The sequence below is a fragment of the Allomuricauda sp. M10 genome (assembly GCF_020782875.1).
Classification (GTDB): domain Bacteria; phylum Bacteroidota; class Bacteroidia; order Flavobacteriales; family Flavobacteriaceae; genus Flagellimonas.
Map to the genome: position 1 here is coordinate 183393 of NZ_JAJGBN010000005.1, position 25294 is coordinate 208686.

A 25294-nucleotide genomic window follows, 5' to 3' on the forward strand; every position below is an offset into this window, starting at 1 on the left:
AATTTATAAAAACCTGGGATAAGTCTTAAAAATCCTTTCTTTTGGCCTTATGGCGCAGTCCTAAAATGGGTAAAACTGTCCATAAAAATAGAACGGCCATGGAGACCAGAAAGCCGAGGTCGGTACCAAAGAACTTTTTAAATATGGCCCCGGTATACCCCAACAGGGCTGAAATATCCAATTTGAGGAGGATCAAGATCCTCGAAAGGTCAATGGGGTTGAGCATGGTCGCCACCAAGGAAAAGGTGTCCAAGGGATATTCCTCGAACACGATGAGCGACATCAGGAACAGCCCATCATACACCACGGCCAAAAAGAGCCATAACAGTACGGCATACCCGAATCCCTTGATCTTGTTTTCGTTGGATATGGCAATGACGAAGGACAGCCCCACAAAAATAAAGGTCAAAAATGCACCTGTTACCAATAGGAGGGAGAAATCAAAGATGGCATTGCTCCGCAAAAGGCCATATAGGACAAAGGGAATGCCCAAGCCTAGAACCAGGCTCAAGGTCAATGAACCGGCAACACCAAAATATTGTCCCATAAAAATGGAACTGCGTTTAATGGGTTGCGCCAAGAGGAGTTCCGTGAACTCCCGGGAATTGTAGTAGTACATCACCCCGAAAATGGTCCCTATCAAGGGAATAAGGACAATGATCACGTTCATCAGGGTGATCACGGCCTTGGAGACATCATTGTTCAGGAACAACAGCACGAAACCCAAAGTGAGGTAGAACAAAAAATAAACGTAACTCCAACGGCTACGGATAAGGTCATAAAAACTATATTTAAGAATTTTCAGCATGGCTTTCTGTGGTTGTTAGGGCCGCGATGGCATGTTCAAAATCATGTTGCCCGGTCTGTTCCATCAATTGCCCGATGGTTCCTTTAAAATAAATCTCCCCCTCAAGAAGATACAAGACCTCATCGGCCATTTCCTCTACAAATTGCATGATATGGGAAGTGATCAGAATGGTCTTTCCTTTTGCTTTTTCATTTAGTATCAATCCTTTTAAGCATATCAAGGCCTTTGGATCGAGGCCCGTGGTAGGTTCATCGAGGATGATCAAGGGACTGTCGAACATAAAGGTCAGGACAATGTTCACCTTTTGTTTGGTACCTCCCGATAGGGTGGATAGTTTTTTGCTTAGAAAGGGTTCCAGACCGAATAAAGCGATCAGTGTTTCTTCTTCGCTGGGACTGTTCCTCAGGTCTTTGATCATATGAAGCAGTTCTTTGACCTTGATATTTGGCGGAAAGTTGGCAATCTGTGGAAGATAATTGATCTGCTTGCGATACCTCCAATCTTTTTTTATGGACTTTTCCAGAATGGAGATGTCCCCTTTGTCAGGAATGACCATTCCCAAGATACTTTTGATCAAGGTGGTCTTGCCAGAACCATTAGGTCCCAACACTGCATAAATATGACCTTTGCCAATGTTCAGATCCACACCTTTTAACACTTGGTTCTTGCCAAATTTTTTGTATAAATTGTTTATTTCTATGGTCATGGTCGTATCTTCATTAGAGGTTGGGCATCTTGCAGATTGTCCGGAGTGAATACCGGGGAGACCCTTTCGGAGAAATCGATGATATCCATGAACAGGCTCCGTAAAAGGACAATCGTCTCCGGGGTACGGTTCACCACGTAGGAAAACAGTTTGACAGGACGATAGGGCACATCGCCAATGCCATTCCTATCCAGATCGTAGCCGGTATAACTGCTCCAATAATTACTTTCGAAAATGTTGTCGTTAAGTTTACTGTTATAAGAGATGTCAAAGGAATTGTACAAGAAATTATTCCCTTTGAATGTATTGGTATAACAGGCTCCTATCACCCGAATGGCCCAACCGTTGCCTATAAAGTCATTATCGGTATAGTCTATCCGGTTCGATCCCTCGATATTGATGCCAATGGTGTTTTCCTCAAAGGTGTTGTTGCTGATTTCCGCATCATTGATCTCTTTCAACAGCATGCCATAGGCCGCGGTGCCCCAGTTCTTTCGAAAAGTATTGTTTTTCATGGTGATGAACTTGGAGAACATCACCGCTACCCCAGCACCATTGTTCTCAAAGGTATTATGGGTGTAGACATCATGGTTGGAAAACATAAAATGGAGCCCGTATCGAAGATTGTCCATACTGGTGTTTCCTGTGATGGTAATCTGATCGGAAAACTCCAGATAAATGCCGTCCCGCGTTCCCTGGACATGATTTTTGCGCACTTCTATATCCGATGAATACCAAAGTTGTATACCATTGCCCGAATTGTATTCATCCACGGCCTCCCCGATAATCCTATTGTGGTACACTTTGCCATGGGAGGACTTTTCCAGATAGATACCGAAGAACAATTGTTCCAGGACCATATTCTGGATGAGAAAATCCTTGCTCTGTATCACCCGAATGGCAGCATTGTCCTTGGTGTAGCTGACCCCGACATTGATAATGAAAAGACCATCCAAGGTCACGTGGTCCGATCGAACCTGAAAAATCTCCCCTTTTTTCTCCCCATCGACAATGGGATATCCAATACCCTTGATATATAAAGGTTTATCCACCAGGATTTCATATTCCCGGTATGTGCCCTTTTGTACCAATAGGGTGTCATGGGCCTCGGCACGTTCGATGGTCCCCTTGATCGAGCTGTGCTCACAAGAAGTGCAAACGGTCCAGGTCTTGGCCATGACGGTTTGGGTGAGCACCAGCAGGATGCATACTAGCATAAAGGCGTTATGTTGTGTGTCCGTTCTCATAAAATTCCTCCACTTCGTGCACTGAACCCGACCAAAACAAATAGGACAGCAGTGATGGTGACCCCGATGATATGCCATGCCAAAGGCTGTAATTTCTCTTTAGGTATTAAGAAGAACCGGGCATGGATGGCCAATCCTATCGTAATCAGCAACAACATCAATTTTAAGGCAATATGTCGGGTATAATGGTCCCCTAAATCCAAATCGAAAAAGGATGGGGCGTACACTGTGGCCATATAGATACCGGTAACCACCAAGATCAATAGGGAAGGGATGCCTATTTTCTCATACCGCTCCTCAAATTGGGCGATAATGGAAAAATCATTCTTTTTCAGTGCCCTTGGCAAAATGCCAAGGGTAAGGATCAAATGTCCCCCTGTCCATATCGTGGCAGCCAACAAATGAATGAAGATTATTGCCTTGGGTACCATATCCACTACCGGATTATCAAGAATTTAGCATCTGTATTGGCCTTCACCCAGTGTTCTACCCCTTTGGAAAAGCCAAAATGTTGTTGTACCGTTAAAGTAACGATTTGGTTCTCGATATAAAAATCGATAGAGCCCTCCAAAACGACCAAATGGACATCTTTGGGAGATATATGCTTTGGAAAGACGGCATCCCTGGCCAAACTGATGCTCAAAATTTCCAATGAAGGTGTTTTGACCAGATGTTCGATCTGTAGACCGTCGAATGGTTGCTGGGCAATGGTGTTGTCGATAGCTATGGCATACATGGTTCAAAGGTTAGAAGTCCAATTTAAATTGTTGTTTCAGTGCGTTCCAAGTCAAGAGTTCCCCTCCATTGACGTCCTTTACATGTAGGGCGGCTTCTTCTTCTGAAAAGGCACTTAAAAATGCCCCCATGGGACTTGGAATGTTCTCACTGATCAAATAGGTGGCCTTGGTGGCATCGGTCAGTTCTCCCGGTCGATCAAAATCATTTACCAGAAATAGGGCCATGGCGGTTCCGTCCTCATCTTTCAACTGGTTCATCATGCATTCAACGGCATCAAAGTTGAAGACCTTGCCCTTTTTGGTCACCAATTGGGCGGCATGTTGTTGGTCAACAATGGTCATACTACAATAGTGGCAGCCGACATGCCCGTAATCAATGGGCTTTGGACGGACTTGGCAGCCCAAGGACAGGACCCCGACCAAAAATAAAGAGAAAAATAGTTTTTTCATTGGATCGTCAATTTTGGTTTTTTGTGCTTTTCCAGCCCATGAATGCAGCCACCAAGGTGAGCATCATACCCATGAACATGAGCCAGGCACCTGTGGATGGCAAAGAGGTGACGTCAAAATTGAGCATTTTTACATGGCCCAATAGGGGGGGCTTGTAGGTCATCGGACTTCCATCGGGATTGGTCAATTTCATAATGGCATTGGGATCCAAGTTGGTACCATAGTCCACCAGCCACTCATTGAAATCGTACATGCCCAATATTCCCAATATGGACATCAATAGGAACCACCCGAGGAACCATTTATAGCTTACTTTGCCGAGATATCCCAAAACACCGATCAATACTCCAATACCTACCATGATTCCTATGACCATGGGAAAAGTGCCAAATTCCCACATTTCCTCAGCTTTGGGCAAGGTGTGCATACCGATATAGTGGTTCAGGCCATCGATGTTCTGTATATCAAATTCGCTCACGCCCCGTAGACCATTGATGTGGATGTTCAATCCCAACGGATCGGGATATTGGGGGGCACCCAACATAATGTTCCAAAGGGGGAAGACATACAATCCCAATAGGAAGAGTGGGCCAAGGATCATTAAAATACCAGCCTTTTTCATTTTTCTTTGATTTAGAGGTTCCAAATTGAATATGATTTTTGGTGGATTGATGTCGATATACTGAAATTAGGGATTAAAGCGGGCAGGTCATCGACACAGCCCGCTTTGTTCAATGAAGACAATACATCAAATTATTCACCGAGGGACCATTTGAGCTCCGTATTGGAATTCGCAGGGGAGACCCTGACATACCCTTGCATCTCTTGGTGCAGTGCAGAACAGAAATCCGTGCAATAGAACGGCCATACCCCAACTTGCTTGGGTTCCCAAACAGAGGTCTTGGTCTGTCCGGGCATCACGAGGAGCTCGGATGAGTTTTGGCCGAGGATGGCAAAGCCATGGGGTACATCAAAATCCTGTTCGTGGTTGGTGATGTGGAAATACACCTTGTCGCCGACCTTTATACCTTCGATGTTGTCCGGGGTAAAGTGGCTTCGAATGGTGGACATGTACACATGGACCTCATTTCCGTCACGTACCACTTTCGATCCGTCTGCGGAAGTCACTGCGTAGGGGTGCCTGTTTTCATCCAATCGATAGATTTTCTTGGAATTCGAGGTTAATAGTTCTGCGGGACATCCAGCCGCATAATGGGGCTCCCCATGGGTGGGGAAATCATAGAGCAATTCCATTTTATCACCGGAAATATCATATAATTGGGCCGAGTGTTCCATTTCAGGACCGGTAGGCAAATAACGGTCCTTGGTGATCTTGTTCATGGCCACTACATATTTTCCAAAAGGCTTTCTGGAATTACCCCCTGGGATCATTAGGTGACCCACGGAATAATAGGTGGGTTTTCTGTCGATTACCTCCCAAGTGCCCAATTGCCATTTTACCACCTCGGAAGAGATAAAGAATGTGGTATAGGCATTGCCCTTACCATCAAACTCGGTATGTAGTGGGCCAAGGCCACCACTTTTTACCTGTCCTGCCAATACATCCTCAAATTTCAGGATTGGGATACCATAGGCCTCCCCATCAAATTTCTGGCCTTCTATGGCCGCAATCATTTTATCAAAGGAGTGTACGGTCAAATCAGCGGAGAGTTTACCGTTACCGATAATGTATTGTCCTGTTGGATCTACGTCACATCCATGGGGGGATTTTGGAGTGGGAAGAAAATAAACCGCTCCTGGTACCTTTGTTGGATCAACGGTCAATACCTCATTGCGCATGGTGGATGTCCCGGTATGGGAGTGTTCATCATATACATTGTGTGCATAATTGGCAGGCATTTTGGTGCCGCCACCGTTGTTTACATATTCCTCAATTTTCTTCCAGTTGATGGCAGCAATAAAATCCTTGTCGTTTTGGGAAGCGTTCACTTCCAAAAGGGAATTGGCCTCTTCCGTATTATAGGTGGTAAAGAAGAACCAACCATGGGACTTTCCACGGCCGGGATGGGAGAGGTCGTAATTGAAACCTGGCATCAAGAGTTGAAACTTGATGGCCATGTGACCGTGTTCGGGATCGACACTGATAAAGGTCAGGGCACCCTTAAAGTTTCCCTTATATTCATTTATGGGCATATCACGTTGGGGTACGGGAACAGAAAATCGGGTACCGGCCACTACATATTCGGTGTTCTCCGTAATGAAGGAAGAACTGTGGTTCCCGGCACTGTTGGGGACCTCGATGATCTCCGCGGTCTCAAAAGTGCTGAGGTCAACCCTAGCGATACGAGGGGTATTGTTTCCATTGATAAAAATCCATCGTCCATCCAACTCGCCATTGGTCTGTGAAATGTCAGGGTGGTGCGCATCGTCCCAAGGTACAAATCCATGGGAGGTGTTCAACATCGGCACGGTTTCTTCGGAATACCCATATCCCGATGTTGGGAACTGGGAGAATACAGGAATCTCCTTGAACATCCTTCCCGAGGGCAATCCGTAAACGGTTAGGTTACCGCTGTAGCCCCCTGAAAGGAAAGCGTAATATTCATCTTGCTCACCAGGGGCAACATACACTTTTTCAGCGGCACTGGACGACAGGGCCCCGTTGGAGCTTTGGTTCTGTTGACCACAGGAAAACAGCATCAGGGCCACTCCGAAGGTCAAAATTAAATGGTTATAAATTTTCATTGTATTAGGATTTATTCGTTTTTACAGGTTTTACGATTTTTACTGGGCAGGGGGTAGGATGACCTTGTCCACGATATGGACGATTCCATTGCCCGCTGGTACACTGGCAATGATCTTGGCACCTCCGATAAAGACATCATCGCCTTTGACTTCTACTGGAACATCTTGATTGTTGGCCTGCCCCAACTTCTTGAACTTTTTCAAAAAGTCCTTGGAATAATTGCCCGGGGTTACATGGTACTTGAGTATATTGGCCAGGGCTTCCTTGTTCTCCGGTTTTAAAAGATCTTCAACGGTACCTGCGGGTAATGCATCGAAGGCGGCATTGGTGGGGGCGAACACCATAAGGGGTCCTGCATTGACCAGGGCGTTCTCCAATTCCGCTGCTTGCACCGCAGCCACCAAAGTACTATGGTCGGGTGACCCGATGGCAATCTGGAGTACATTGGGTGTGGAAGCATCATCCTCGATAAAGGCCTGCCCCTTGTTGCTCTCAATGACCGCATCGGATGTATTCGATTCGGCAGAGGTTGTTTCGTTTTGGGCCCTATCCTTGCAACCGCCATTGAGCGTAAGCAACAAGATCAGCCCCAGGGTACTGAGTTTAATGGTTGATTTCATATGTATTATTTTAATGTCCTGAAATATTCAAGGATGGCACGGGCCTGGTCTTCGGTCAACCCTTGGTTGGACATGGGCGATCCGTTGAACTCTTGGAGCAGGTCTTTGGCCAAAGGGTCTTGCTGTACCATTTCCTGAGGGTTCAGGATCATGTTCATCACCCACTCGGGACTCCTTCGCTCCAATACTCCATTGGGTGGCGGACCAATGAATTTTTTGCCGATCCTGTGGCACGCCAGACACATTTGTTCGTAGACCTCCTTACCATTGGCGGCCAAGGCCTGATCGATTTCTGGGGCCAAGGTCACGGATTTTATGGGGCCGACACCCTTCGTGGACATATCCACTCGCTCGGAAGCCTTCACCTCATTGGTCGTATTGGTCTCAACAGGCTGTTCCGTTGCTGCCTTTTTCCGTTGTACGCTGAAACCTTCCTCTTTTTTTTCCTCTTTCTTGCCGCCGCAGCCCAACAAGATGAGTGCAAAGAACAAGACCATACCTTTTATTGTTGTCTTCATGTGATAAATGGTTAAAATTTTGATTCAAATGTATATAGGGTTATATATCTAAAACATGATAATAATCATAAAAAGGATAAAAATGTCTTTTAATCTTTGTTAGCATATTGCCATCATGCTATCCAATTCGTCAAAATATGCCATTAAGGGAGTTCTCTATTTAGCATTGAACTCCGATGAGGACCATAAGGTCATGGTCCGGGATATGCATGGGGTAGTCCATGTGCCCGAAGCCTATCTCGCCAAATTGTTGCAAGAACTTTCCCGTCATGGTGTTATTTCGTCCACTAGGGGACCCAAGGGAGGTTTTTTTTTAAGTAAAGAAGATAGAAAGCGTTCCCTGATGGATATCGTGAAGGTAATCGATGGGGAAAAAAGGGTGAAATCATGTGTTCTGGGCGTCAAGGATTGCGATACCGACCAGCCCTGCGTGCTCCATAAATTGGTAGGTGCCAACAAATCAAAATTCATCAAAGTATTGGAAAACACAACCATTTTGGATTTGATCGAAGGCAAAAGGGATGTTGAGGAGTTTTTTCCTGTCTGAGCCAAAATTTCTAAAGCTGATCCAAAGGAGTTCCTTTAATTTAAGCCGTACCAGTCATCAAAAAGGCCATCCACAATGGGATGACCTTTCAAACAAACGAATAAAAGCGCAAACAACAGCTTTAAAATTCAATTTCAAAAAATAAACTGCTTCCTTCATTTTCTTCGGTAACGTCCTCACCTTTGAGTATATCCCCTTGGTCATTGAGAAGTTTTAGGTTGATCTTCCAATAGCCGGTCATGGTCAAGGACAGTTTTCCGGAATAGATTCCAGTATCGGCATCAAAGAGCAGATCTTCATTGTTCGGGGAACTATGGTTGCCCATACTGGGCATTCTGGGATCTATGGCTACCGTGTAATCCACAACTGCGGGAAAGTTCATCATGGTCTCCATTTTAAAGAGGACCGCGGATAGATCGTTCACGGTGACCTCGGGTGTCAGGGGCATCATGGCCAGTACATATTTTACATCGTCCGTTCCGGTGAACACATTCACCGTCCTTTTTCCGTTGGAAGGGGCATTGACGGTAATCTGTTCGGTAGTGGTATAGGTAGTGCCCCCAAAACTGTATTCCAGGTTCAGTTCCCAATACTCATCATCATTACTGGCCATTTGAAAGACGATAAAACCCTTATAGACGGTATCCTCTCCCGTTGTTGAGATTTCCGATCTTGGGCAGGAGTGCGCTTTATCGGTCATGTGCATGACCGGGTTCCAATGTATTGTGGCATCGGATACATAGTCCTCTGTCGATAGATCCTTGATACGGATGAACAGTTCATTGTACCCCATGGTAAACCCTTCCTGTTCGGAATAGATTTCCAGGGCATGGCCATTGGCCTCGAAACTGCCTGTCAAGTTGAATTCCTCAAGGGGATTGTCCGCTACGGGAAGTGGGTCATCCGTACCATTGGAACAGGATGCGATTCCCAAGGAAAGGGCAAGAAGGGCGAAAATGGATTTTATATTTTTCATTGTTAGGGTTTTAAATGGGATTTATAAAAAAGTTTTATAATCAATTGATGGCATAGGATAAGGTCATGAAAAAGTTCCTTCCCATGCGGGGGATGTTGTTCCAGTCGGAATAGGTGGAATAATACCGGTCAAAAATGTTTTCGATACCTACTTTGCCATACAGGGCGTCACCTCCTATGGAAAAGGTTTTGCCGAATGATAATGACAATAGGGCATATGCCGGTGTGCGGTCCTCACCAAAATCCGGATTGAAATCGCTTTGGTCCAAGGCCCCGGAAAGGGTCAGGGTGCCGGAAAAATTTCCTTGTCCATAGGTAAGTCGGGAACGATAGGCCAATGGACTGATAAAGGGTAGGTTACGGCCATTTTGATCCGTACCCCTGTGATAGGAGACCAATCCGCTCCAATCCAGTTCCGATGTGAGTTGGTATACCATGTCCAAAGACACATTGTAAAGGTTGGCATATTCCAGATTGGTATATACCTTGACCCCATCGGCACCAATGGTCATAACGTCCAGTTCGGGATGGACCTCGCCGATGATGTAATCCCAAGTATGGAAATAATTGCCTTCCACGGCGATGTCCAGATTTTTTATGGGCCACGCCATTTTAAAATTGGCCTCTAGGGCCTTTTCATTCTTAAGGTCAGGATTTCCGATATAGTCATGGTTGTCAAAACTGTTGAATAGGTAGAATCCAAAACCTTCCGAAACCGATGGTGCACGGTCCCCATACGCAAGCCCACCACTGAGGTGAAGTGCCTTGAACTGTCTGTGGTAGTGCGCGGAAACACTCTTTAGTACCCGGGTCTGCCGTTGGGCCATATCAGGATAGAAGATGCGAAGGCTGTTCAAGCCGAAATCATCGGCCACGTTGAAGGTTTGGAGTGCCAAGCGTGTCGATAGCTTCACTGAACTTTCTTTAAGCGAAATTTTGTCCTCCAAATAGATGCCTGAGTTCAAGGTCCGCACGTCGGGCCAGGTCAACATGAACATGTCCTGCTCGTTGGGATCATTGGGATACATGGTCATCTCCGCCAGGGAACGGTTGTAATAGCCGTCGAGTTTACCTATAAGATGATGGTCATCCAAGATCAGCTCGGTCTGGGTGTAAAACCCATAGGTGTCGCTCCAACCGGGCATGTCCATCCGAATGGGTACATCGGGCCGTTGACTGTCGTCCATGATATGCGTAATGGTGTTCGCATAGAGTTTGGTCTCCCAATTCTCCAGGTCACCGATGAAACTGTCCTGTACCCAGCTCAGGGAGCCGATAAAGGCACGTGCCAGGGACACATCCATAGGCAGTGCGGGATACCCTACGTCCCGGGCTTCATCAAAGATGAAATTGGCCAACAGTTTTTGGTTTTCCGAAACTTTATATCCCGCATTTGTGGAGAGGTTGTATTTTTCAAATTGGGAAAAAGCAACTTCTTCACCTCCGCCGGCCGTATAGTTTTCCGCTTTGCGGTAAATCAGATCCGTATCCACATAGAAATGTTCGTTCGAAAAGTTGAGCTCACCGCCCACAATTTGGGCAGTATTGTTGCTCTCATAGCCAGTTTCCACTGCACCTGTCCATCCCAAGGGCCTAAAATTGCTCTTTTCCAAACGCATGTCCAGGGCGCCCCCGATCACATTGCCGTGCCGTGCCCCTTGTTGGCCGCTTTCCACATGGATATCGGAAAGGTTGGACACATCCACATAGGAGGTAATGGGATCCATTTTGTCGGTACAGGCCCCAAAGATCCGCATGCCATCTATTGTGATAGACAGCCGTTCGGAGGTCATGTCATTGAGCATGGGGTCCCAGGCATAGGCCCCTCGTTTGACCATGGAAACCTTTTTGGAAGATTCCAAATATTGGTCCAATGTGGATAGGGGCTTTGGTTGGGATTTGTGTTCAATCCCCCTGTTGAAGGAAGAAATGACGATGACTTCCTTTAAGTCAATAGGGAGAATAGAGTCTATGATAGGGGCCAAGATCGGTTCTTGGGCTTGGGCCTTTTGTGGGGACAATGGTATGACCCCCAGACAGAGGGCCAAAATCAAATGGCCCAAATAGCCCGACCATGCCCCATATGGATATGTGGTTTTCATTGAAAAATGTTTTGAATCAATTCAAAAGGGATTGGGGTACTGTCCCAACAAGTATTTTAAAGCGTCGGGATGTGTACAGGGAAGTTGTTCAGACCACTTCTGGGGGATGGGAAATGTCGGAAATGAACAATTGGGAATGGATTCCTTGATATCGAAAGGAATTCTTGTCTGGACACACCTGAAAAAGGGTATCGAGATCAAAAACCAACAAGGACTGAAAGAAAACCAGGGGTTGGATCTCCATTTTTGATCGTTGTTCCCCAAAGGGGTTCTTGTCCTGGTCTTTTTGCTGTTTCTCCAATTGTTTGGCGAGATAGCATTTGCCGTTGCAGTGCAATTGGGGCCTGTCCTTGTTCTCGCAGAGCACCTTTGCTATATAATCATAATTGGCCACATATTCGATGACCGGCCAAAGGGGTTTGACCAACATGATGAGAGCCACAAAAAGAATTATATAAGGTTTCATAGGAACAAATGTAGGGTTGACCAAAAAGTGGGGACATGATAATTGTCATAAAGAGGATAAAAATGTCTTTTTTATCTATTTTCGTTTTGTAAATGGGTTAAAAAGATCTTTGGGTAGGGGACAGGACAATTGTTTTAAATATATGGCGTGGGCTTTCATGATCGACCATGTTGTATTTTTGTCAATAAAGGGACAGATCGTTTTTATGAACCTTACCCACGCCCAGTATGCCATCATTAGGATTGGGAAATTGTTTTTTTAAATTGTAAAAATGATATATGGCTTTATGACAAATACAGAACAAAAATTAAAGGAACGTGTCAAGGAACTGACCTGTCTCTATGAGGTTACCTCCATTATTGTGAATTCAAATTATGATGAACTCGAGACCTCCCTTGAAGCCATTGCCCATTGTTTAAAACGGGGTTGGCAGTTTGCTGAGGCAGCAGCGGTCCAGATAACGATCGGAGATTACCAGGTACAGACCAAAAATTATGGAAACGATATGGTCTCCCATTCTTCCGATGTCAAGATATTCAACAAAGTAGAGGGGCGAATAACAGTGGGCTATCCTTCTGCCGAATTTAGCGTAACAGATTTTTTGGATGAGGAAAGGACCTTGCTCAAAAATGTCTGTTTGGCCATCGGTAATTTGATGGAACGCAAACACATCCGTGATTCGGAAGAGGAAACCAAAAGACAAATGGAACGAGCCGATCGGTTCCACATCATGGGTGAGATCACCGCGGGAATTGCACATGAACTCAATACTCCTTTGGCCAATATTTTAGGTTTTGCCGAACTGCTCGTGGAAAATACTGGAGATGAAGCCACAAGGAGAGATCTCCAGAAAATTATCGATAATGCTATTTTTAGTCGAGAGATCGTTAAAAAGCTCATGTTCTTTACTTGTGAAATGCCCCAAGAGATGGAACAGATTGAACTGAACGCAGTTGTGGAAAATGTTTTACGCTTGTTGGCACCATCCCTTAAGGCCAAACAGCTGAACATTGTCAAATCTTTTGGCCGGGAACATATCCAAATGCGGGCCAATACCGTTCAACTGACCCAAGTACTGTTCAACCTTATCATGAACGCAGCCTATTACTCCCCGCCGAAGGGGGCTGTACATATTGAACTTGACAAATCAAACGACAGGACCATCATCCGAATTGCGGATGAAGGACAGGGCATAGAAACAGAACATGCGGATAAAATTTTCGAACCCTTTTATACATCAAAACCAACAGGTGAGGGCACAGGACTGGGTCTAAGTGTAGTACACGGTATTGTGCGTAGTTACAAAGGAACGATCTCACACCGGCCCAATACCCCCAAAGGCACTATCTTTACCCTAGAGTTTCCCAAAATTTAGGTATGGCACTGCACAAAGAGAACATCTTAGTTGTCGATGACGACATTCACATCCTGGAACTTCTTTCCAGACAGTTGAAAGGACTCGATTACCATGTCTATAAGGCCATCTCGGTAAAGGAAGCACTGTATATTTTAAAGGATAGTGTTATTGATCTTTTGATCACCGATATCCAAATGCCCGAAGTGGATGGCCTACAGTTATTGAAATATGCAAACGAACATTATCCCCTAATGCCCAAATTGGTGGTCACGGGCTATCCTTCGGTGGACGGGGCCTTGGAAGTCATCAAATCGGGCGCAATCGATTATTTGACCAAGCCCTTTACCAAAGAGGAACTCAAACAATCCGTTGAAAAGGCCTTGTACAGCAAGGAGGAACAACCTTTGTCCATAAAGAAACAATCAACACCTGACATAAGTGATAACCGTTTTGAAGGAATGGTCGGCAGTTCGGACGCCTTTCAGAAAATCCTCAATATCATAGATCGCGTGAGGGACAATAGGGCCACTGTACTGATCACGGGGGAAAGTGGAACAGGAAAGGAACTGGTGGCAAGGGCCATCCATTATTCCGGTAAGTTTTCCAAAGGACCTTTCATTGCAGTAAACTGTGGTGCCATCCCCGAAAACCTCCTAGAGGCAGAACTCTTCGGATATGTAAAAGGTGCCTTTACAGGAGCCAATGAGAACCGCAGTGGATTCTTTCAGGCCGCCGAAGGAGGAACCCTTTTTTTGGATGAAATAGGAGCAGCTGGTTTGGCGGTACAGACCAAGCTGTTGCGTGCACTTCAAGAAAAGGAAATCACCAGGGTGGGGTCCCGAAAACTGGAAAAAGTGGAAATCCGCATTGTTGCGGCCACCAATGTGGATCTTTTGGAGGAGATCAAGAACAAGAACTTTAGGGAAGACCTATATTATCGACTTACGGTTGTGGAAATCAATGTGCCGCCACTTCGCGATAGAAAATCCGATATTCCTTTGCTAGTGGAAAAGTTTCTCCGAAAATATGGTGTTGAATATAAAGACCGTCTGCCAAGAATTAGCCCTGAGGCCTTAGGGATTTTGGAACGATACCACTGGCCAGGGAACATCAGGGAACTTGAAAATATAGTCCAGCGCGTGGTGATCATGTCGGATGGCCCCATAGGGATCGAAGATATACCCGAGTTCTTGAAGTACCGGATTGATTTCCCCCAAAAAGGTCTTGTGCCCCTTAGGGAAATGGAGAAGGAATATATCAAAAAGGTACTCTTGCACACAAAGGGAAATAAGACCAAGGCCGCCGAAATACTGCAGATAGATCGCAAAACCTTGCGTGATAAGCTGGATTGAACCGGTTATAAAATAACCGACTGGGGAAATATACCCCGTTTCCATTTCCACTCCAAAATTTTTAATATTCAATTGTATATTGATAATCAGTTGATTACAATCAAACCTCCTTTTTTTTGAACATTGGGTACGGACTTTGCCCTTTGGATTGCCAAACGTGCCAAATCTGGACAATACTGGTTGACAGATTTGTGAAAATAAGAGAACCTTATGAAGTATGGCAGTCTCATTTTGGAGAAGAATGATTTTCTGATGACCAGAAAGTTCATGAAACAGAATTGTATATGGGAAGATTATATCCATACAGGTGTATTGGAGATCTTGGACCTGAATTTGAACAATGCTGTGGTGTTGGATGAGGGCCAGATGCCCTCTGACATTGTTCGACTGTATTCCGAGGTTACCCTTGTTGGTTCCTCGGACCATCGGGATTCCTTCCGGCTTGTACCTCCTGGCGAAGAAGATCCGACGACAAACCAAATTTCTGTGACCAGTAGTTTGGGCGCGTCATTGATCGGTTTCTCCAAAGGTGACCGAATTACCTATGGCCTTCCCGGTAGTAAAATATCTTTTATGATCGAAAAAGTAAAGCAGGGTAGGCAAAAGGTCAAACTCTCCATTTCAGATGGTGACATGCAAAAGATGGTACCCGAACAGTAAGTGATTTATTGATTCTAAATATTATGGTTATGATTAAATATGTAATTGTCCTTTTGTTTTCTATAAACCTGTTGCATGCACAGGCCAATGCATCCCAAACGAACACAAAAGTCAAAGTCGGGGATGTATTCGAAATCGGGAAACCTGAAACGAACAAGTACAAGTATATTAACTTCCCCAAGGCGAACTTTATCATCAAAAGAGGGGGTATCGCAAACTACAAACGTGTGGAAGGGGAAAAAGTGGTGGTGACTTCCGTCAAAGAAAAAAAGGATGGATCCACAAAGATCAAGATCAAACGAGTTGATGGTAACAGGTTCTTTGGCAGTCATAGCATAGTGGCCGTCGACTTTTTTGGGGCAATGGAGTCCGGAGAGCTCCAAACCTTATAGTTGATTTATGATTGGTGGTTAGTTGATGATGTCCACCCGGTTTTCCAAAATTGTTATTTGCTCAACAAGGTAGTGGCCGGGTGGATTTTCGATCCAGAGGATAATTCTTTGATGTAATACCTAAATGATTAAAACATGAAAACTAAATTTTCAATAAAACAACGAATATTGGTCGGTCTGGTCCTGGCCACCGCTTTTTTGTTGGTACTGGGCTCCAACCTGTTGGACCGGAAATATTTTTCCACAATACAAGCATCGGTCAAATCCATTTATGATGATCGCATAGTGGTGCAGGATTATATCTATCAATTACAGGATATGGCACATGAGATGGAAGTGGCACTCTTGAAAGGTGAGTATGTGCAGGGTAATGAAAGGTCTGAAAAAATCAAAGCTTTGTTGGCTGATTTTTCCAGAACCAAGTTGACACGGGACGAGGCCAGGCTGTTGGAGCGATTGGACCGTCAATTTTCCGATTTGGAACCCAGTGGGACAACCAAAGCATCAAAAGAGGGGAAACCGTTGGCCGAAGCAAAAGTATTGCCACAATTGGCACAAATAAGACAAACCTTGGATGGCCTTGAGGAAATCCAATTGGAACAAAGTGACATGCTGACCCAGCTATCAGAAAAAACCTTGGGGGTCAATAGGATGTTGTCCAATTTGGAAGTGGTATTTCTGGTCATCATCGGAATATCGATTTTGGTACTGGCGTTCTATCCGGTAAAGGTGCTAAACCCTGTGCATTGGAATTAATACCCTAATCTCAATTAATAAAATTTAAAGAATCCATGAAAGAATTAGTACGGAGCCTATGCTCAACGTGCAGGCATGTGGCCTATTGTTCCTTAAGTACGGATAGGACCAATATCCAATTATGTAATGAATATGTCCATCGACTTGATGAAAGCGACGGACCGGCCATAATGGTCACAAACGAAATGATGAGTAATTAAGCACACCTAGTGCAACCAAAATTTTATACAATGACAACAACGATAACATCGGAAAAAAAACAACTGAAACAAGGTATGTTGGACAATGTCATGAGACAGTTCAACAATGCAGCGGACATTATTGAACTGAACAAGAACATCCGTAAGATCCTTGAAGTGACGAACAACGAGTTCATTGTCCATTTCCCGGTCCGCATGGATAACGGTGAAGTGGAAATATTCACGGGGTATCGGGTTCAGCACAACAATGCCCTAGGCCCCTATAAGGGAGGACTTCGTTACCATCCTACAGTGGACATTGATGCTGCGCGGGCACTGGCCATGTGGATGACCTGGAAGACCTCATTGGCAGGATTGCCCTACGGGGGGGCCAAAGGGGGTATCCAATTGGATCCGACAAAGTATTCACAGGACGAATTGCAACGGATCACCAGAAGGTTCACCTATGCCCTTGGGGACAATATAGGCCCAGAATTGGATATTCCGGCTCCGGACGTGAACACCAACGCCCAGACCATGGCTTGGATCTTGGACACGTATATGTCCACCAAATCTCCCAATGAACGTTCAAAGAACCTACATGTGGTCACTGGAAAACCCATAGGGGCAGGAGGCTCCGAAGGCAGGGACAGGGCGACCGGTTACGGGGTGTTCCTGACCATTAAATTTTGGGCAGAAAACAAAAAGGTCGATTTGAAAAACAAAAGGTTCATTGTACAGGGTTTTGGCAATGTGGGCTATTGGGCCGCACACTTTCTGGAAAAGGAGGGGGCAATACTCACAGCGGTACAGGATGCCTATGGAAGCATATATAACGAGGATGGCATCTCCACTGAAAAATTATTGGAATATGTACAGGCCAATAAGGGAAGTATCCTTGGTTTTAGTGGTGCAAATACTATGGACAGTGCCGATTTTTTTGGTCTGGACTGTGATATCTGTATCCCGGCAGCATTGGGAAACCAGATCACTGTTGAAAATGCCCCGAAGATAAAGGCCCGTTTGATCGCTGAAGGAGCCAATGGACCAACCGATGTAAAGGCCGAGGAAATCCTTTTGAAAAGGGGAGTCGATATCATTCCTGATATCCTCTGTAATTCCGGAGGTGTAATCGGAAGTTATTTTGAATGGTTGCAAAATCGCAACGGAGAAATATGGCATTTGGATGAAGTATTGGAAAAATTGGAAAAAAAGATGAGAGAATCCTTTGGCAAAGTGGTCCATAAGGCGAAATCCAAAAAAGTGGATATGCGCACAGCCGCCTTTATCATTGCCATTGAGCGACTTGAGGAAACGTATGTCCAAAGGGGTATTTTTCCATAATCCAATAATCCATTTAGGGTTCCATTTGAATGTGATGGAGGCTAAAACATAAAACATAAAACAAAAAATAATGAAATACGGTAGTTTGGTAATTGAAAAAAAAGAATATGTCCTTTTGAAGCGGTTGATGAACCTATCAGGATACTATAAGGACAATACCCTTAGGAGCTCGGTAAAAAAGCTCGTGGGTGAAATGGAAACAGCACGGATATTGGATGAAGCGGAAATGCCGGATGATGTCATCCGGTTCAATGCCGTGGTGACCATAATTTCCGAAAATGGATGGCACAAAAAATTCAAATTGGTACTTCCTAGTCGGAGCGATGTGAAAAACAACCATATTTCAATCCTGACCCCCATGGGAGCAGCGGTCATGGGGTATGCCAAAGGGGATTCCCTAGTTTGGGAGTTTCCTTCCGGAAACCAAAAATTGAGCATTGAAAATGTGGAACAGGAGAATGAACCCATAAACCTAAACATGGTATTATGAAGCAGGTGAACAGACCCTATTTTCACGAGTCCATAAGCCAGATCATAGTTAAAAAGGACAAGTTGGAGATTTCCAATTGGACCGAAACCATGGAGTTGATCAATAATGAACTGCAATATTTGATTCCATTGGAAAAACGCCTATTGGGAAACCCTGCGGTAAACCAAAGCCTTTTGGCCATCCAGCGGGATAACCAACTTCGCTTGGGCACCCTGTATCGATATGAAAGGACAATGATAAATGCCATTGAGTGTGATACCACGGAATGTGACGCCTATTATCTGAACACCCATGAGAAAAATAGGGATAGTTATATGGACCATATCAAGACCTATACCAAGATCAAGACGATATTGCTTTCAAAAATTTTGGAAAGGTATCAAAGGTAACCTGGATGATCAATACGTAAGAATTAAAATTTAATGAAGAATACGGTTTTCACCCTTTGTTGGTGAAACAGGGAGGAAACGACCATTGCCACCAATGCCAATGGTCCATTCTGAAAGTACCTTGGCCATTACTTGGCGACCCCTACCCAAGGATCGGTAGCACGTTAGTACAAAAATTCAATAATGTCTGGTTGTAGTTATCTGGGCGTAAAAAGTACCGGATTTGGATTTAAAAAACCATACAAACAACATGAAGAATTTTTTTTCCAATTTACGAGGAGACATATTTGGAGGGCTCACAGCAGGAATTGTAGCCCTCCCTTTGGCGTTGGCGTTCGGTGTCAGTTCTGGGATGGGTCCCAGTGCAGGACTCTATGGTGCCATCTTCATCAGTTTTTTTGCGGCACTTTTTGGAGGGACCAATACGCAGATTTCTGGTCCAACGGCCCCTATGACAGCCGTCAGCATGGTCGTGGTAACAAGCATTCTGGCATTCAATGATGGGGATTTTGAGAAAGCTTTGCCAGCAATACTTATGGTCTTTTTGATGGCAGGTCTTGTCCAAATAGGATTGGGACTTGTAGGCATCGGAAAGTATATCAGATATATTCCCTATCCTGTTGTTTCCGGTTTTATGACCGCCATAGGGATCATTATCCTTGTAACCCAGATTTTGCCTTTGGTGGGGTATTATCCCAAAGAGGACATGGCACTTGTGGATCAGTATAGGCCCATGGCCCAAGAATCAATTTTGAGAAAAATCCTTAAAGAGGAATCTAGGGAAAGTATGCTTGTCCTCGAGGATTTCCAAGAAACCATCGACCGATCTGAAGAAGTTTCAGAAGAAAATATTTTGAAAGAGGCAAAGGCACTGGCAGGAAAGGATACTTCTGGTGTGATGGGTGCCATCAATATGCTTCCAAGGGCATTACAACATATCAATTGGCTCGAATTGGCCTTGGCCTTTGGCACGATAGTTATTATTTATGGGTTTAAAAAAATAACGACGTCCCTTCCCAGTGCACTTGTAGCTTTATTGGTCGTTTCAGGTGCAGCTTATGGTCTTGGACTGGACTATAGACCCATCGAACAGATACCTGGCGGCTTTCCCATAATTCACTTCGATATGTTCACACAATTTAGGTTGGATTCCATAACACCGTATGTATTTACGGCATTTACACTTGCTTTATTGGGAGCTATTGACTCTTTGTTGACCTCGGTGGTCGCGGACAATATGACCAAGACCCAGCACAGGCCGAACAGAGAATTGATCGGGCAGGGAATAGGAAACAGTATTGCGGCATTTTTTGGTGGGTTGCCTGGAGCAGGGGCCACCATTCGGACTGTGGTGAACATCAATGCAGGAGGTAAAACTAAATTATCTGGAATGGTAGCTGGAGTACTCTTGTTGACGGTGTTGTTGGCATTGGGTCCAGTGGCATCCAAAATTCCAGCGGCAGTTTTGGCAGGCATCTTGGTAACAGTCGGAATTGGGGTGATAGATTATAAGGGGCTCAAGGCCATTCCGTTTCTACCTAGGGACACGAAAATTGGCCCCTTTAAGGTTAGTTCAGAAGTGATCATCATGCTCGTGGTTATGGTGTTGTCCACTGTTTGGAACTTGGTGTACGCAGTTGGTGTTGGCTTGGTATTGGCATCATTGATGTTCATGAAAAAAATGGGGGACTTGACCGCGGAACGCTCCGATGTGAAGACCCTGGAGCAAGAGAAGGGTTGGGCGGATGAAAGCAATTTTCCCGAAAGTCTCAAAAAAGAAGTTTTTATCAAGCATTTGAAAGGCCCCTTGTTTTTTGGATTTACCAGTGAGTTCCAGCAATTGGCCAAACAGATTCCACGTACCGCATCAATAGTCATTATCCGTATGGACCGCATGCAATATTTGGACCAATCGGGACTCTACACCCTAGAGGATGTATTGATCGATCTCAAAAATTCAGGAATCGAAGTGTTGTTTGTTGGATTATTGGAACAGCCCAGGTACATGATGGAACGCGTTCGGTTGATTCCTTCATTGATCTCGGAGAACCGCATATTTATCGACTTTAAAGCATGTACGGCGTATTTAAAAAGCAACTTGGATCAAACAGTTGATGTATCGAAGGAAAATTAGATCTGCCTGTGGTTCAAACGACTAGATTTTTTTGGATAGACTTGTCAGTTCAAAATAACGGTGCCCTTGATCAATGAATATGCAATCGTTGCTATTATGCCTATCAAAAAGATTCCGGATGATATCAAAAGCAAACCTTGTTTTTTTGCTATGGCCTTGCCCAAGAAGTAAAGATCGACCACCATTTCATCATAGGTGTTCTGTCCACTTTCCCTTATGCGGTTCAATTCTTCCTTAAACTCAACGAGGGATTGGTTGGCAAAATTGTCCGCATGGAGAATGCCCTTATAATTGCTGGCCTTGGAGTCAAATTATGGCAATAAGCAGGACTTTGCGCTCTCCCATCAGGGACAACACCCGGGAAAGTCTACATGGTGCTGATTCCTGTGCACACCGGGCCAAGGAGCACATATACGTCCATTTGCACGTGAACCGGATAGGTTTTAAAGGAAAGGCCAACAATGACAACTTTATCGGAAAGCGGAGCCAACAGATGACCTGACATGAGGAACTTACCGCGGTAAGGGAGAGCATTGCAGGAAAAACTGTACAAGATGCAGGAGACCAGGTCTGAAATTCAGAAAATACATGAAAAGATAATAACCAAGGAACAGGCGAGGGGCTTTGACCCGTACATCAAATCAATGGGACAGAACAGTATAAAGGTTATCCCAGGTATCAACACGCAAAACCAATGACAAGGGCTTCAATCGAGTACAAGGAAACCAACTTTAAGGGAGGCGAGGCGCATCGTTCGATGTCCATGGACAGGATAGCGGGCCAAATGAACTTTGAAATGAAAAGAACACAAAGAATTGCCAAGAACAAAAGCCGGAACTTTTGGGCAGGACGGTGAATGTCCCAATGAGTCAGTCCAAGACCATAGTAAAGAAAACCATCAAACTGATCAGGTACACTGGAATATGACAAAAAGTAGGACAGCGCCCTATCTGGTTTTTGTCTGAGGCTTATCTTTCCGAACGCTACAAGAACCGGATAGGATCCATGCGCTAAAGTTTTTGTAAGATTTTTGGGAAAAATTTGGTGTATGGATCATTGAGATAGCTAAATCTTGAATCAGGAATTTGGAATGAGTTTTTTTATGAGCTCGTCCCTACGTCTTACAGCTACTTCTATTTTGGCCCCATCGGTCAAGGTAATGTAACCCCCTTTTCCTTTTAGATAATGTTCCACAAAGGAAAGATTGATCAAATGGGACTTGTGTACCCTAAAAAAGTTGCTGCCATCAAGAATACCCTCAAAATATTTTAAGGTTTTGGAAGCCGTGATTTTTTTGTTCGATAAGGTATGGATGTGGGTATAATTGGCATCGGACTGAAGTCGGACCATGTCACTGGTATCTACCATGACGAACCCATCCACTGTAGGGATGGCAATTCGTTTGGAATGTCCCGACCCCTCCTTAAAATTATGGAAAAGCACATCAATTTTTTTTGTGGTCTCTTTGAGGTCCCTGTTCTCCCTCACTTTTTGTAGTGCTTCATAGAGGTCTTCTTTGGCAATGGGCTTCAACAAATAATCCAAGGCAGAAAATTTGATGGCCTTTAGGGCATAAGTATCAAAAGAAGTGGTGAAGATCAGTTCAAAATCAAGGTGGTTCAGTTGGGACAGCAAATCAAACCCGGTTGTACTCCCGAGTTGGACATCCAAAAAAAGCACATCAGGATTATATTTTTCTATATGCATTTTACCCTCCGCAATGGTGTTACAACTCGCCAGTATTTTGATATCCGGACCAACTTCCTGCAGAAGGCCCGTCAATCGGGTAATGCAGTGCTGTTCGTCATCAACGATAATGGCTTTTAACATGGCGAGGTCAGAATTGAAGTTCCAAAGGTAGGTTTATTTCCACACGCAGGCCTTCTTTCTTGTCTATCATGTCGATGGAACCTTCCGTGTTTTTCATATGGTTGATGATCTCGATACGGTTGGTGGTGATCTTTACACCCAAAGAACTTTTCTCCTTGGTATCCATAGAAGCGGTGGCCCGACCGATCCCATTATCCTCCACCACGCATAAGAGCATGTCTCCCTTTTTCTTGATTTGGATATCAATTTTCCCAGTGTTCCCTTTGGGGGCAATACCATGCCATATACTATTTTCAATAAAGGGCTGTAGGATCATCGGGGGAACTAAGGTATTGTCTGGTTCAATGTCCTCGTCTACGGTTATACTGTATTCCAGATGGTTATCCAGTCGAATGGCTTCCAGTTGCATGTAAAGCTCCATGAGCTCCAGGTCTTCTTCAAGGGTAATCCATTTCTTTTCAGAATTTTCAAGGATGGCACGGGTAAGTTTGGAGAATTTCACCAAGTATTCATCGGCCTGTTTTATATCATTCCTTGAAATAAAATCGCTAATGGAGTTCAGGGAGTTGAAAATAAAATGGGGATTCATTTGTGAGCGTAGGGCCTTGAGTTCTGTCTCGGCTACCTTGGCATTGAATTCGACCACCTTTCTTTTTTCCAAGGCATCACGTCTGCGTTTATATAGAAAATAACTTGCTATTGAAATCAGTGCCAAAAGGATGGCCCCAGCCAAATAACCATTCTTGACGAGATGTTGCCTTTTGATTTCCTCCTCGGCCTCGGCCTGTTGCCTCTCCATTTTGAACTGCATTTCCTTCCGGGTCAGCTCAGATTTTTTTTCCTCGCTCAACACACTGTCCTGAAGACGTACATGCTCTTTGTAAGCATGGAGGGCTTCTGCCATTTCTCCTTTATGTTCGTATACCTCGCTCAATACTTTCCAGGAATCCGCTTGCCATTCCACGGCTTCGATCTCTTGGGATAGGTCAAGGGCTTTCCTTCCATTTAAGGCAGCCAAGTCATAGTTTTTCAATATGATATTGACCGTTCCTATGCTGTTCAGGGCAGAAGCTTCAATGTATTTGTTCCCGATCTGGTGGGCAAGATCTGCCGCTTCCTGATAATGCAAGAGTGCCTTTGGGTAATCTTCGAGTTTTTTGTAAGCTAGGGCCAAGTTATTTGTAATGGCGGCCACAAAAAGGTCATTTTCTTCTTGTTTGGACAATTTTAGGGCCTTTTCAAGATTGGCCACTCCTTCTTCATATTTTTTAGTGTCGTTGTAGATGATGGCAATGTTTGACAGTGCCTTTATTTCATCAGGGACATTGCCCAACGTTTGTGCAGAGGTCAAATAGGCTTCATAATTTTCCAAGGCCCTATCGTACTGTTTTAAATCGGCAAAAATGTTTCCGATATTGCTCAACAACGACGCTTCAAGTGACCTGTCCCCTATGGATTGGGCAAGATGTTGCGCTTTTTGGTAGACATCCAGTGCGGCTAGGTCATCTCCCATAACATAATGCAGGTTTCCCTTCTGTCTCAATGCGTAACTCTCCCCCTTGATCCAATTTGTTTCGGAGGATATGGCAATGGCCTCATCTACCAAAGGAAAAGCTTCCTTGGGATTGGAATAGGTCATTTCCCCAGCAGTTTTTATCAATAAAGAAACGCGGACAGAATCTTTTGCCGAATGGTTGGCCAATTCCTGTTGTAACGAATCCAATACGCTTTGTTGGGAAATTCCCCAAAGGGGAAAAAGCAATAGGACTAAAAAAATCTTTTTAAAGGAATCTGGCATGGCGGGTGATTGGTCCAAATCAAATTTAAAGGTTTTGGTTCAATATGCTGTCCCGTTGATGGTGTATTGCGATAATTCAACAAAAGACAACGCTCATGTTCATATTTACAACGGTGAATAAGTGGTCATGGCATAGGCTATGGGGAATATATAGTTTGGTATTCTCTATACACCATAACCACTTATACTATGAAAAAAATGCAGTTGTTTTTCCTTTCCATTTTTACACTTACCATGTTCGCGAATTGTAATTCTGACGATGGTGATGAACCAGAGAATGGGAAATCCGGAAAGGTTGAGGGAACCATCCAGTTGTCCGGGGAAGAAACAGCGATTTTGGGGACTTCTTTGACCGTAGGGAACATCGAGGTCGCCAATGTGTCATTGACAGGAACGGACAAATCCGTCATATTACTTTCCGATAACATTACAGTGGTGGATAACGAACTGGTGTACAGCAGTGATCAAAACGGTTTTGTGATCGTAGCTGCGGATTTTTCCACTGGGGGGTCACCCGATATCGACAAGACCATTTCCATGACCATTGTAAAGAACGGCGAAGAATATCCACATGCGTGTTCTTCCCCCTATCAAGGATTCTTTATGGCCTGTGAGGATGGGTTTGAAGTTGATTTCGAAGCCAAAAAAGTCACTTTTGAAGGTACCACGGTAATCAATACCGATGATGACAAGATTTTGACCATGGATGGAGTGATAACGTGGGAGTAAC

General features: G+C 44.5%; 29 protein-coding genes. 13 read left to right on the plus strand and 16 right to left on the minus strand.

Annotated elements, in window-relative coordinates; all coding sequences use genetic code 11:
- Positions 1–25: 25 nt before the first annotated feature.
- The 10 genes from LKX84_RS13855 to LKX84_RS13900 form a co-directional block, all read right to left on the minus strand.
- Complete coding sequence (locus tag LKX84_RS13855; protein ID WP_220114693.1) at positions 26–808, minus strand: ABC transporter permease; 783 nt, start codon at positions 806–808, stop codon at positions 26–28.
- Positions 792–1514 (minus strand): ABC transporter ATP-binding protein, encoded by a 723-nt coding sequence (locus LKX84_RS13860; RefSeq protein WP_072880156.1) that lies wholly within the window; start codon positions 1512–1514, stop codon positions 792–794. Before LKX84_RS13860 ends, LKX84_RS13855 begins: the two co-directional genes overlap by 17 nt.
- A complete protein-coding gene (locus LKX84_RS13865; RefSeq protein ID WP_119639811.1) occupies positions 1511–2731 on the minus strand; it encodes a nitrous oxide reductase family maturation protein NosD in 1221 nt (406 codons plus the stop codon). The genes LKX84_RS13860 and LKX84_RS13865 overlap by 4 nt, the downstream gene beginning before the upstream one ends.
- Before the next feature lie 26 nt (positions 2732–2757).
- Complete coding sequence (locus tag LKX84_RS13870; protein WP_228237755.1) at positions 2758–3192, minus strand: CopD family protein; 435 nt, start codon at positions 3190–3192, stop codon at positions 2758–2760.
- A gap of 5 nt (positions 3193–3197) precedes the next feature.
- Positions 3198–3497, minus strand: a complete 300-nt coding sequence (locus tag LKX84_RS13875; protein ID WP_220114692.1) for a cupin domain-containing protein — start codon at positions 3495–3497, stop codon at positions 3198–3200.
- A 10-nt stretch (positions 3498–3507) separates the two neighbouring features.
- Positions 3508–3948 carry a nitrous oxide reductase accessory protein NosL gene (locus LKX84_RS13880; protein ID WP_072880151.1) on the minus strand — a complete coding sequence of 147 codons (441 nt, stop codon included), beginning with the start codon at positions 3946–3948 and terminating at the stop codon, positions 3508–3510.
- A 7-nt stretch (positions 3949–3955) separates the two neighbouring features.
- Entirely contained in the window at positions 3956–4570 is a 615-nt protein-coding gene (locus LKX84_RS13885) for a hypothetical protein (RefSeq protein WP_072880149.1), read from the minus strand.
- A 131-nt stretch (positions 4571–4701) separates the two neighbouring features.
- A complete protein-coding gene (nosZ, locus tag LKX84_RS13890) occupies positions 4702–6654 on the minus strand; it encodes a Sec-dependent nitrous-oxide reductase (RefSeq protein ID WP_228237756.1) in 1953 nt (650 codons plus the stop codon).
- Positions 6655–6693: 39 nt separating this feature from the next.
- Positions 6694–7275: a fasciclin domain-containing protein gene (locus LKX84_RS13895; protein WP_228237757.1), complete on the minus strand. Its 582-nt coding sequence runs from the start codon at positions 7273–7275 to the stop codon at positions 6694–6696.
- A gap of 5 nt (positions 7276–7280) precedes the next feature.
- Positions 7281–7793, minus strand: a complete 513-nt coding sequence (locus LKX84_RS13900) for a c-type cytochrome (RefSeq protein WP_072880143.1) — start codon at positions 7791–7793, stop codon at positions 7281–7283.
- Between the two features lie 115 nt (positions 7794–7908).
- Between LKX84_RS13900 and LKX84_RS13905 the strand changes: the two genes are divergently transcribed.
- Positions 7909–8340, plus strand: a complete 432-nt coding sequence (locus tag LKX84_RS13905; protein WP_228237758.1) for an RrF2 family transcriptional regulator — start codon at positions 7909–7911, stop codon at positions 8338–8340.
- A gap of 121 nt (positions 8341–8461) precedes the next feature.
- Here the strand turns inward: LKX84_RS13905 and LKX84_RS13910 are convergent, their stop codons facing one another.
- The 3 genes from LKX84_RS13910 to LKX84_RS13920 form a co-directional block, all read right to left on the minus strand.
- Positions 8462–9316 carry a hypothetical protein gene (locus LKX84_RS13910; RefSeq protein ID WP_119639764.1) on the minus strand — a complete coding sequence of 285 codons (855 nt, stop codon included), beginning with the start codon at positions 9314–9316 and terminating at the stop codon, positions 8462–8464.
- A 40-nt stretch (positions 9317–9356) separates the two neighbouring features.
- Positions 9357–11417 (minus strand): TonB-dependent receptor, encoded by a 2061-nt coding sequence (locus LKX84_RS13915; RefSeq protein WP_228237759.1) that lies wholly within the window; start codon positions 11415–11417, stop codon positions 9357–9359.
- Between the two features lie 88 nt (positions 11418–11505).
- Complete coding sequence (locus LKX84_RS13920) at positions 11506–11883, minus strand: hypothetical protein (protein ID WP_108423179.1); 378 nt, start codon at positions 11881–11883, stop codon at positions 11506–11508.
- Between the two features lie 286 nt (positions 11884–12169).
- Here LKX84_RS13920 and LKX84_RS13925 point away from each other — a divergent pair, with 286 nt between their 5' ends.
- The 9 genes from LKX84_RS13925 (at position 12170) to LKX84_RS13965 (ending at position 20936) form a co-directional block, all read left to right on the plus strand.
- Positions 12170–13258, plus strand: coding sequence for a sensor histidine kinase (locus tag LKX84_RS13925; RefSeq protein WP_228237760.1), 1089 nt, complete (start codon positions 12170–12172; stop codon positions 13256–13258).
- A gap of 2 nt (positions 13259–13260) precedes the next feature.
- Positions 13261–14592, plus strand: coding sequence for a sigma-54-dependent transcriptional regulator (locus tag LKX84_RS13930; protein ID WP_119647967.1), 1332 nt, complete (start codon positions 13261–13263; stop codon positions 14590–14592).
- Positions 14593–14802: 210 nt separating this feature from the next.
- On the plus strand, positions 14803–15252 hold the full coding sequence (locus LKX84_RS13935) for a GreA/GreB family elongation factor (RefSeq protein ID WP_119647968.1): 450 nt from the start codon (positions 14803–14805) through the stop codon (positions 15250–15252).
- Between the two features lie 29 nt (positions 15253–15281).
- Positions 15282–15644: a hypothetical protein gene (locus tag LKX84_RS13940; RefSeq protein ID WP_228237761.1), complete on the plus strand. Its 363-nt coding sequence runs from the start codon at positions 15282–15284 to the stop codon at positions 15642–15644.
- Positions 15645–15779: 135 nt separating this feature from the next.
- Positions 15780–16400: an MCP four helix bundle domain-containing protein gene (locus LKX84_RS13945; RefSeq protein ID WP_228237762.1), complete on the plus strand. Its 621-nt coding sequence runs from the start codon at positions 15780–15782 to the stop codon at positions 16398–16400.
- 230 nt (positions 16401–16630) lie between these two features.
- A complete protein-coding gene (locus tag LKX84_RS13950) occupies positions 16631–17923 on the plus strand; it encodes a Glu/Leu/Phe/Val family dehydrogenase (RefSeq protein ID WP_072880126.1) in 1293 nt (430 codons plus the stop codon).
- Positions 17924–17993: 70 nt separating this feature from the next.
- On the plus strand, positions 17994–18413 hold the full coding sequence (locus LKX84_RS13955; RefSeq protein WP_108423174.1) for a GreA/GreB family elongation factor: 420 nt from the start codon (positions 17994–17996) through the stop codon (positions 18411–18413).
- Positions 18410–18802, plus strand: a complete 393-nt coding sequence (locus tag LKX84_RS13960; RefSeq protein ID WP_072880122.1) for a hypothetical protein — start codon at positions 18410–18412, stop codon at positions 18800–18802. Before LKX84_RS13955 ends, LKX84_RS13960 begins: the two co-directional genes overlap by 4 nt.
- A gap of 250 nt (positions 18803–19052) precedes the next feature.
- Complete coding sequence (locus LKX84_RS13965; RefSeq protein ID WP_228237763.1) at positions 19053–20936, plus strand: SulP family inorganic anion transporter; 1884 nt, start codon at positions 19053–19055, stop codon at positions 20934–20936.
- A 44-nt stretch (positions 20937–20980) separates the two neighbouring features.
- Here LKX84_RS13965 and LKX84_RS13970 read toward each other — a convergent pair whose 3' ends face one another.
- Positions 20981–21217 carry a hypothetical protein gene (locus LKX84_RS13970; protein WP_220473553.1) on the minus strand — a complete coding sequence of 79 codons (237 nt, stop codon included), beginning with the start codon at positions 21215–21217 and terminating at the stop codon, positions 20981–20983.
- Between the two features lie 32 nt (positions 21218–21249).
- Between LKX84_RS13970 and LKX84_RS13975 the strand changes: the two genes are divergently transcribed.
- Positions 21250–21438: a hypothetical protein gene (locus LKX84_RS13975; protein ID WP_119647971.1), complete on the plus strand. Its 189-nt coding sequence runs from the start codon at positions 21250–21252 to the stop codon at positions 21436–21438.
- A 192-nt stretch (positions 21439–21630) separates the two neighbouring features.
- Complete coding sequence (locus LKX84_RS13980) at positions 21631–21792, plus strand: hypothetical protein (RefSeq protein WP_183114828.1); 162 nt, start codon at positions 21631–21633, stop codon at positions 21790–21792.
- 221 nt (positions 21793–22013) lie between these two features.
- Here LKX84_RS13980 and LKX84_RS13985 read toward each other — a convergent pair whose 3' ends face one another.
- Both LKX84_RS13985 and LKX84_RS13990 read right to left on the minus strand, forming a co-directional pair.
- On the minus strand, positions 22014–22766 hold the full coding sequence (locus LKX84_RS13985; RefSeq protein ID WP_228237764.1) for a LytR/AlgR family response regulator transcription factor: 753 nt from the start codon (positions 22764–22766) through the stop codon (positions 22014–22016).
- A gap of 7 nt (positions 22767–22773) precedes the next feature.
- Positions 22774–24582 (minus strand): tetratricopeptide repeat protein, encoded by a 1809-nt coding sequence (locus LKX84_RS13990; RefSeq protein ID WP_228237765.1) that lies wholly within the window; start codon positions 24580–24582, stop codon positions 22774–22776.
- Between the two features lie 171 nt (positions 24583–24753).
- Here LKX84_RS13990 and LKX84_RS13995 point away from each other — a divergent pair, with 171 nt between their 5' ends.
- Entirely contained in the window at positions 24754–25293 is a 540-nt protein-coding gene (locus LKX84_RS13995; protein ID WP_228237766.1) for a hypothetical protein, read from the plus strand.
- The last annotated feature ends 1 nt before the right edge of the window (position 25294 follow it).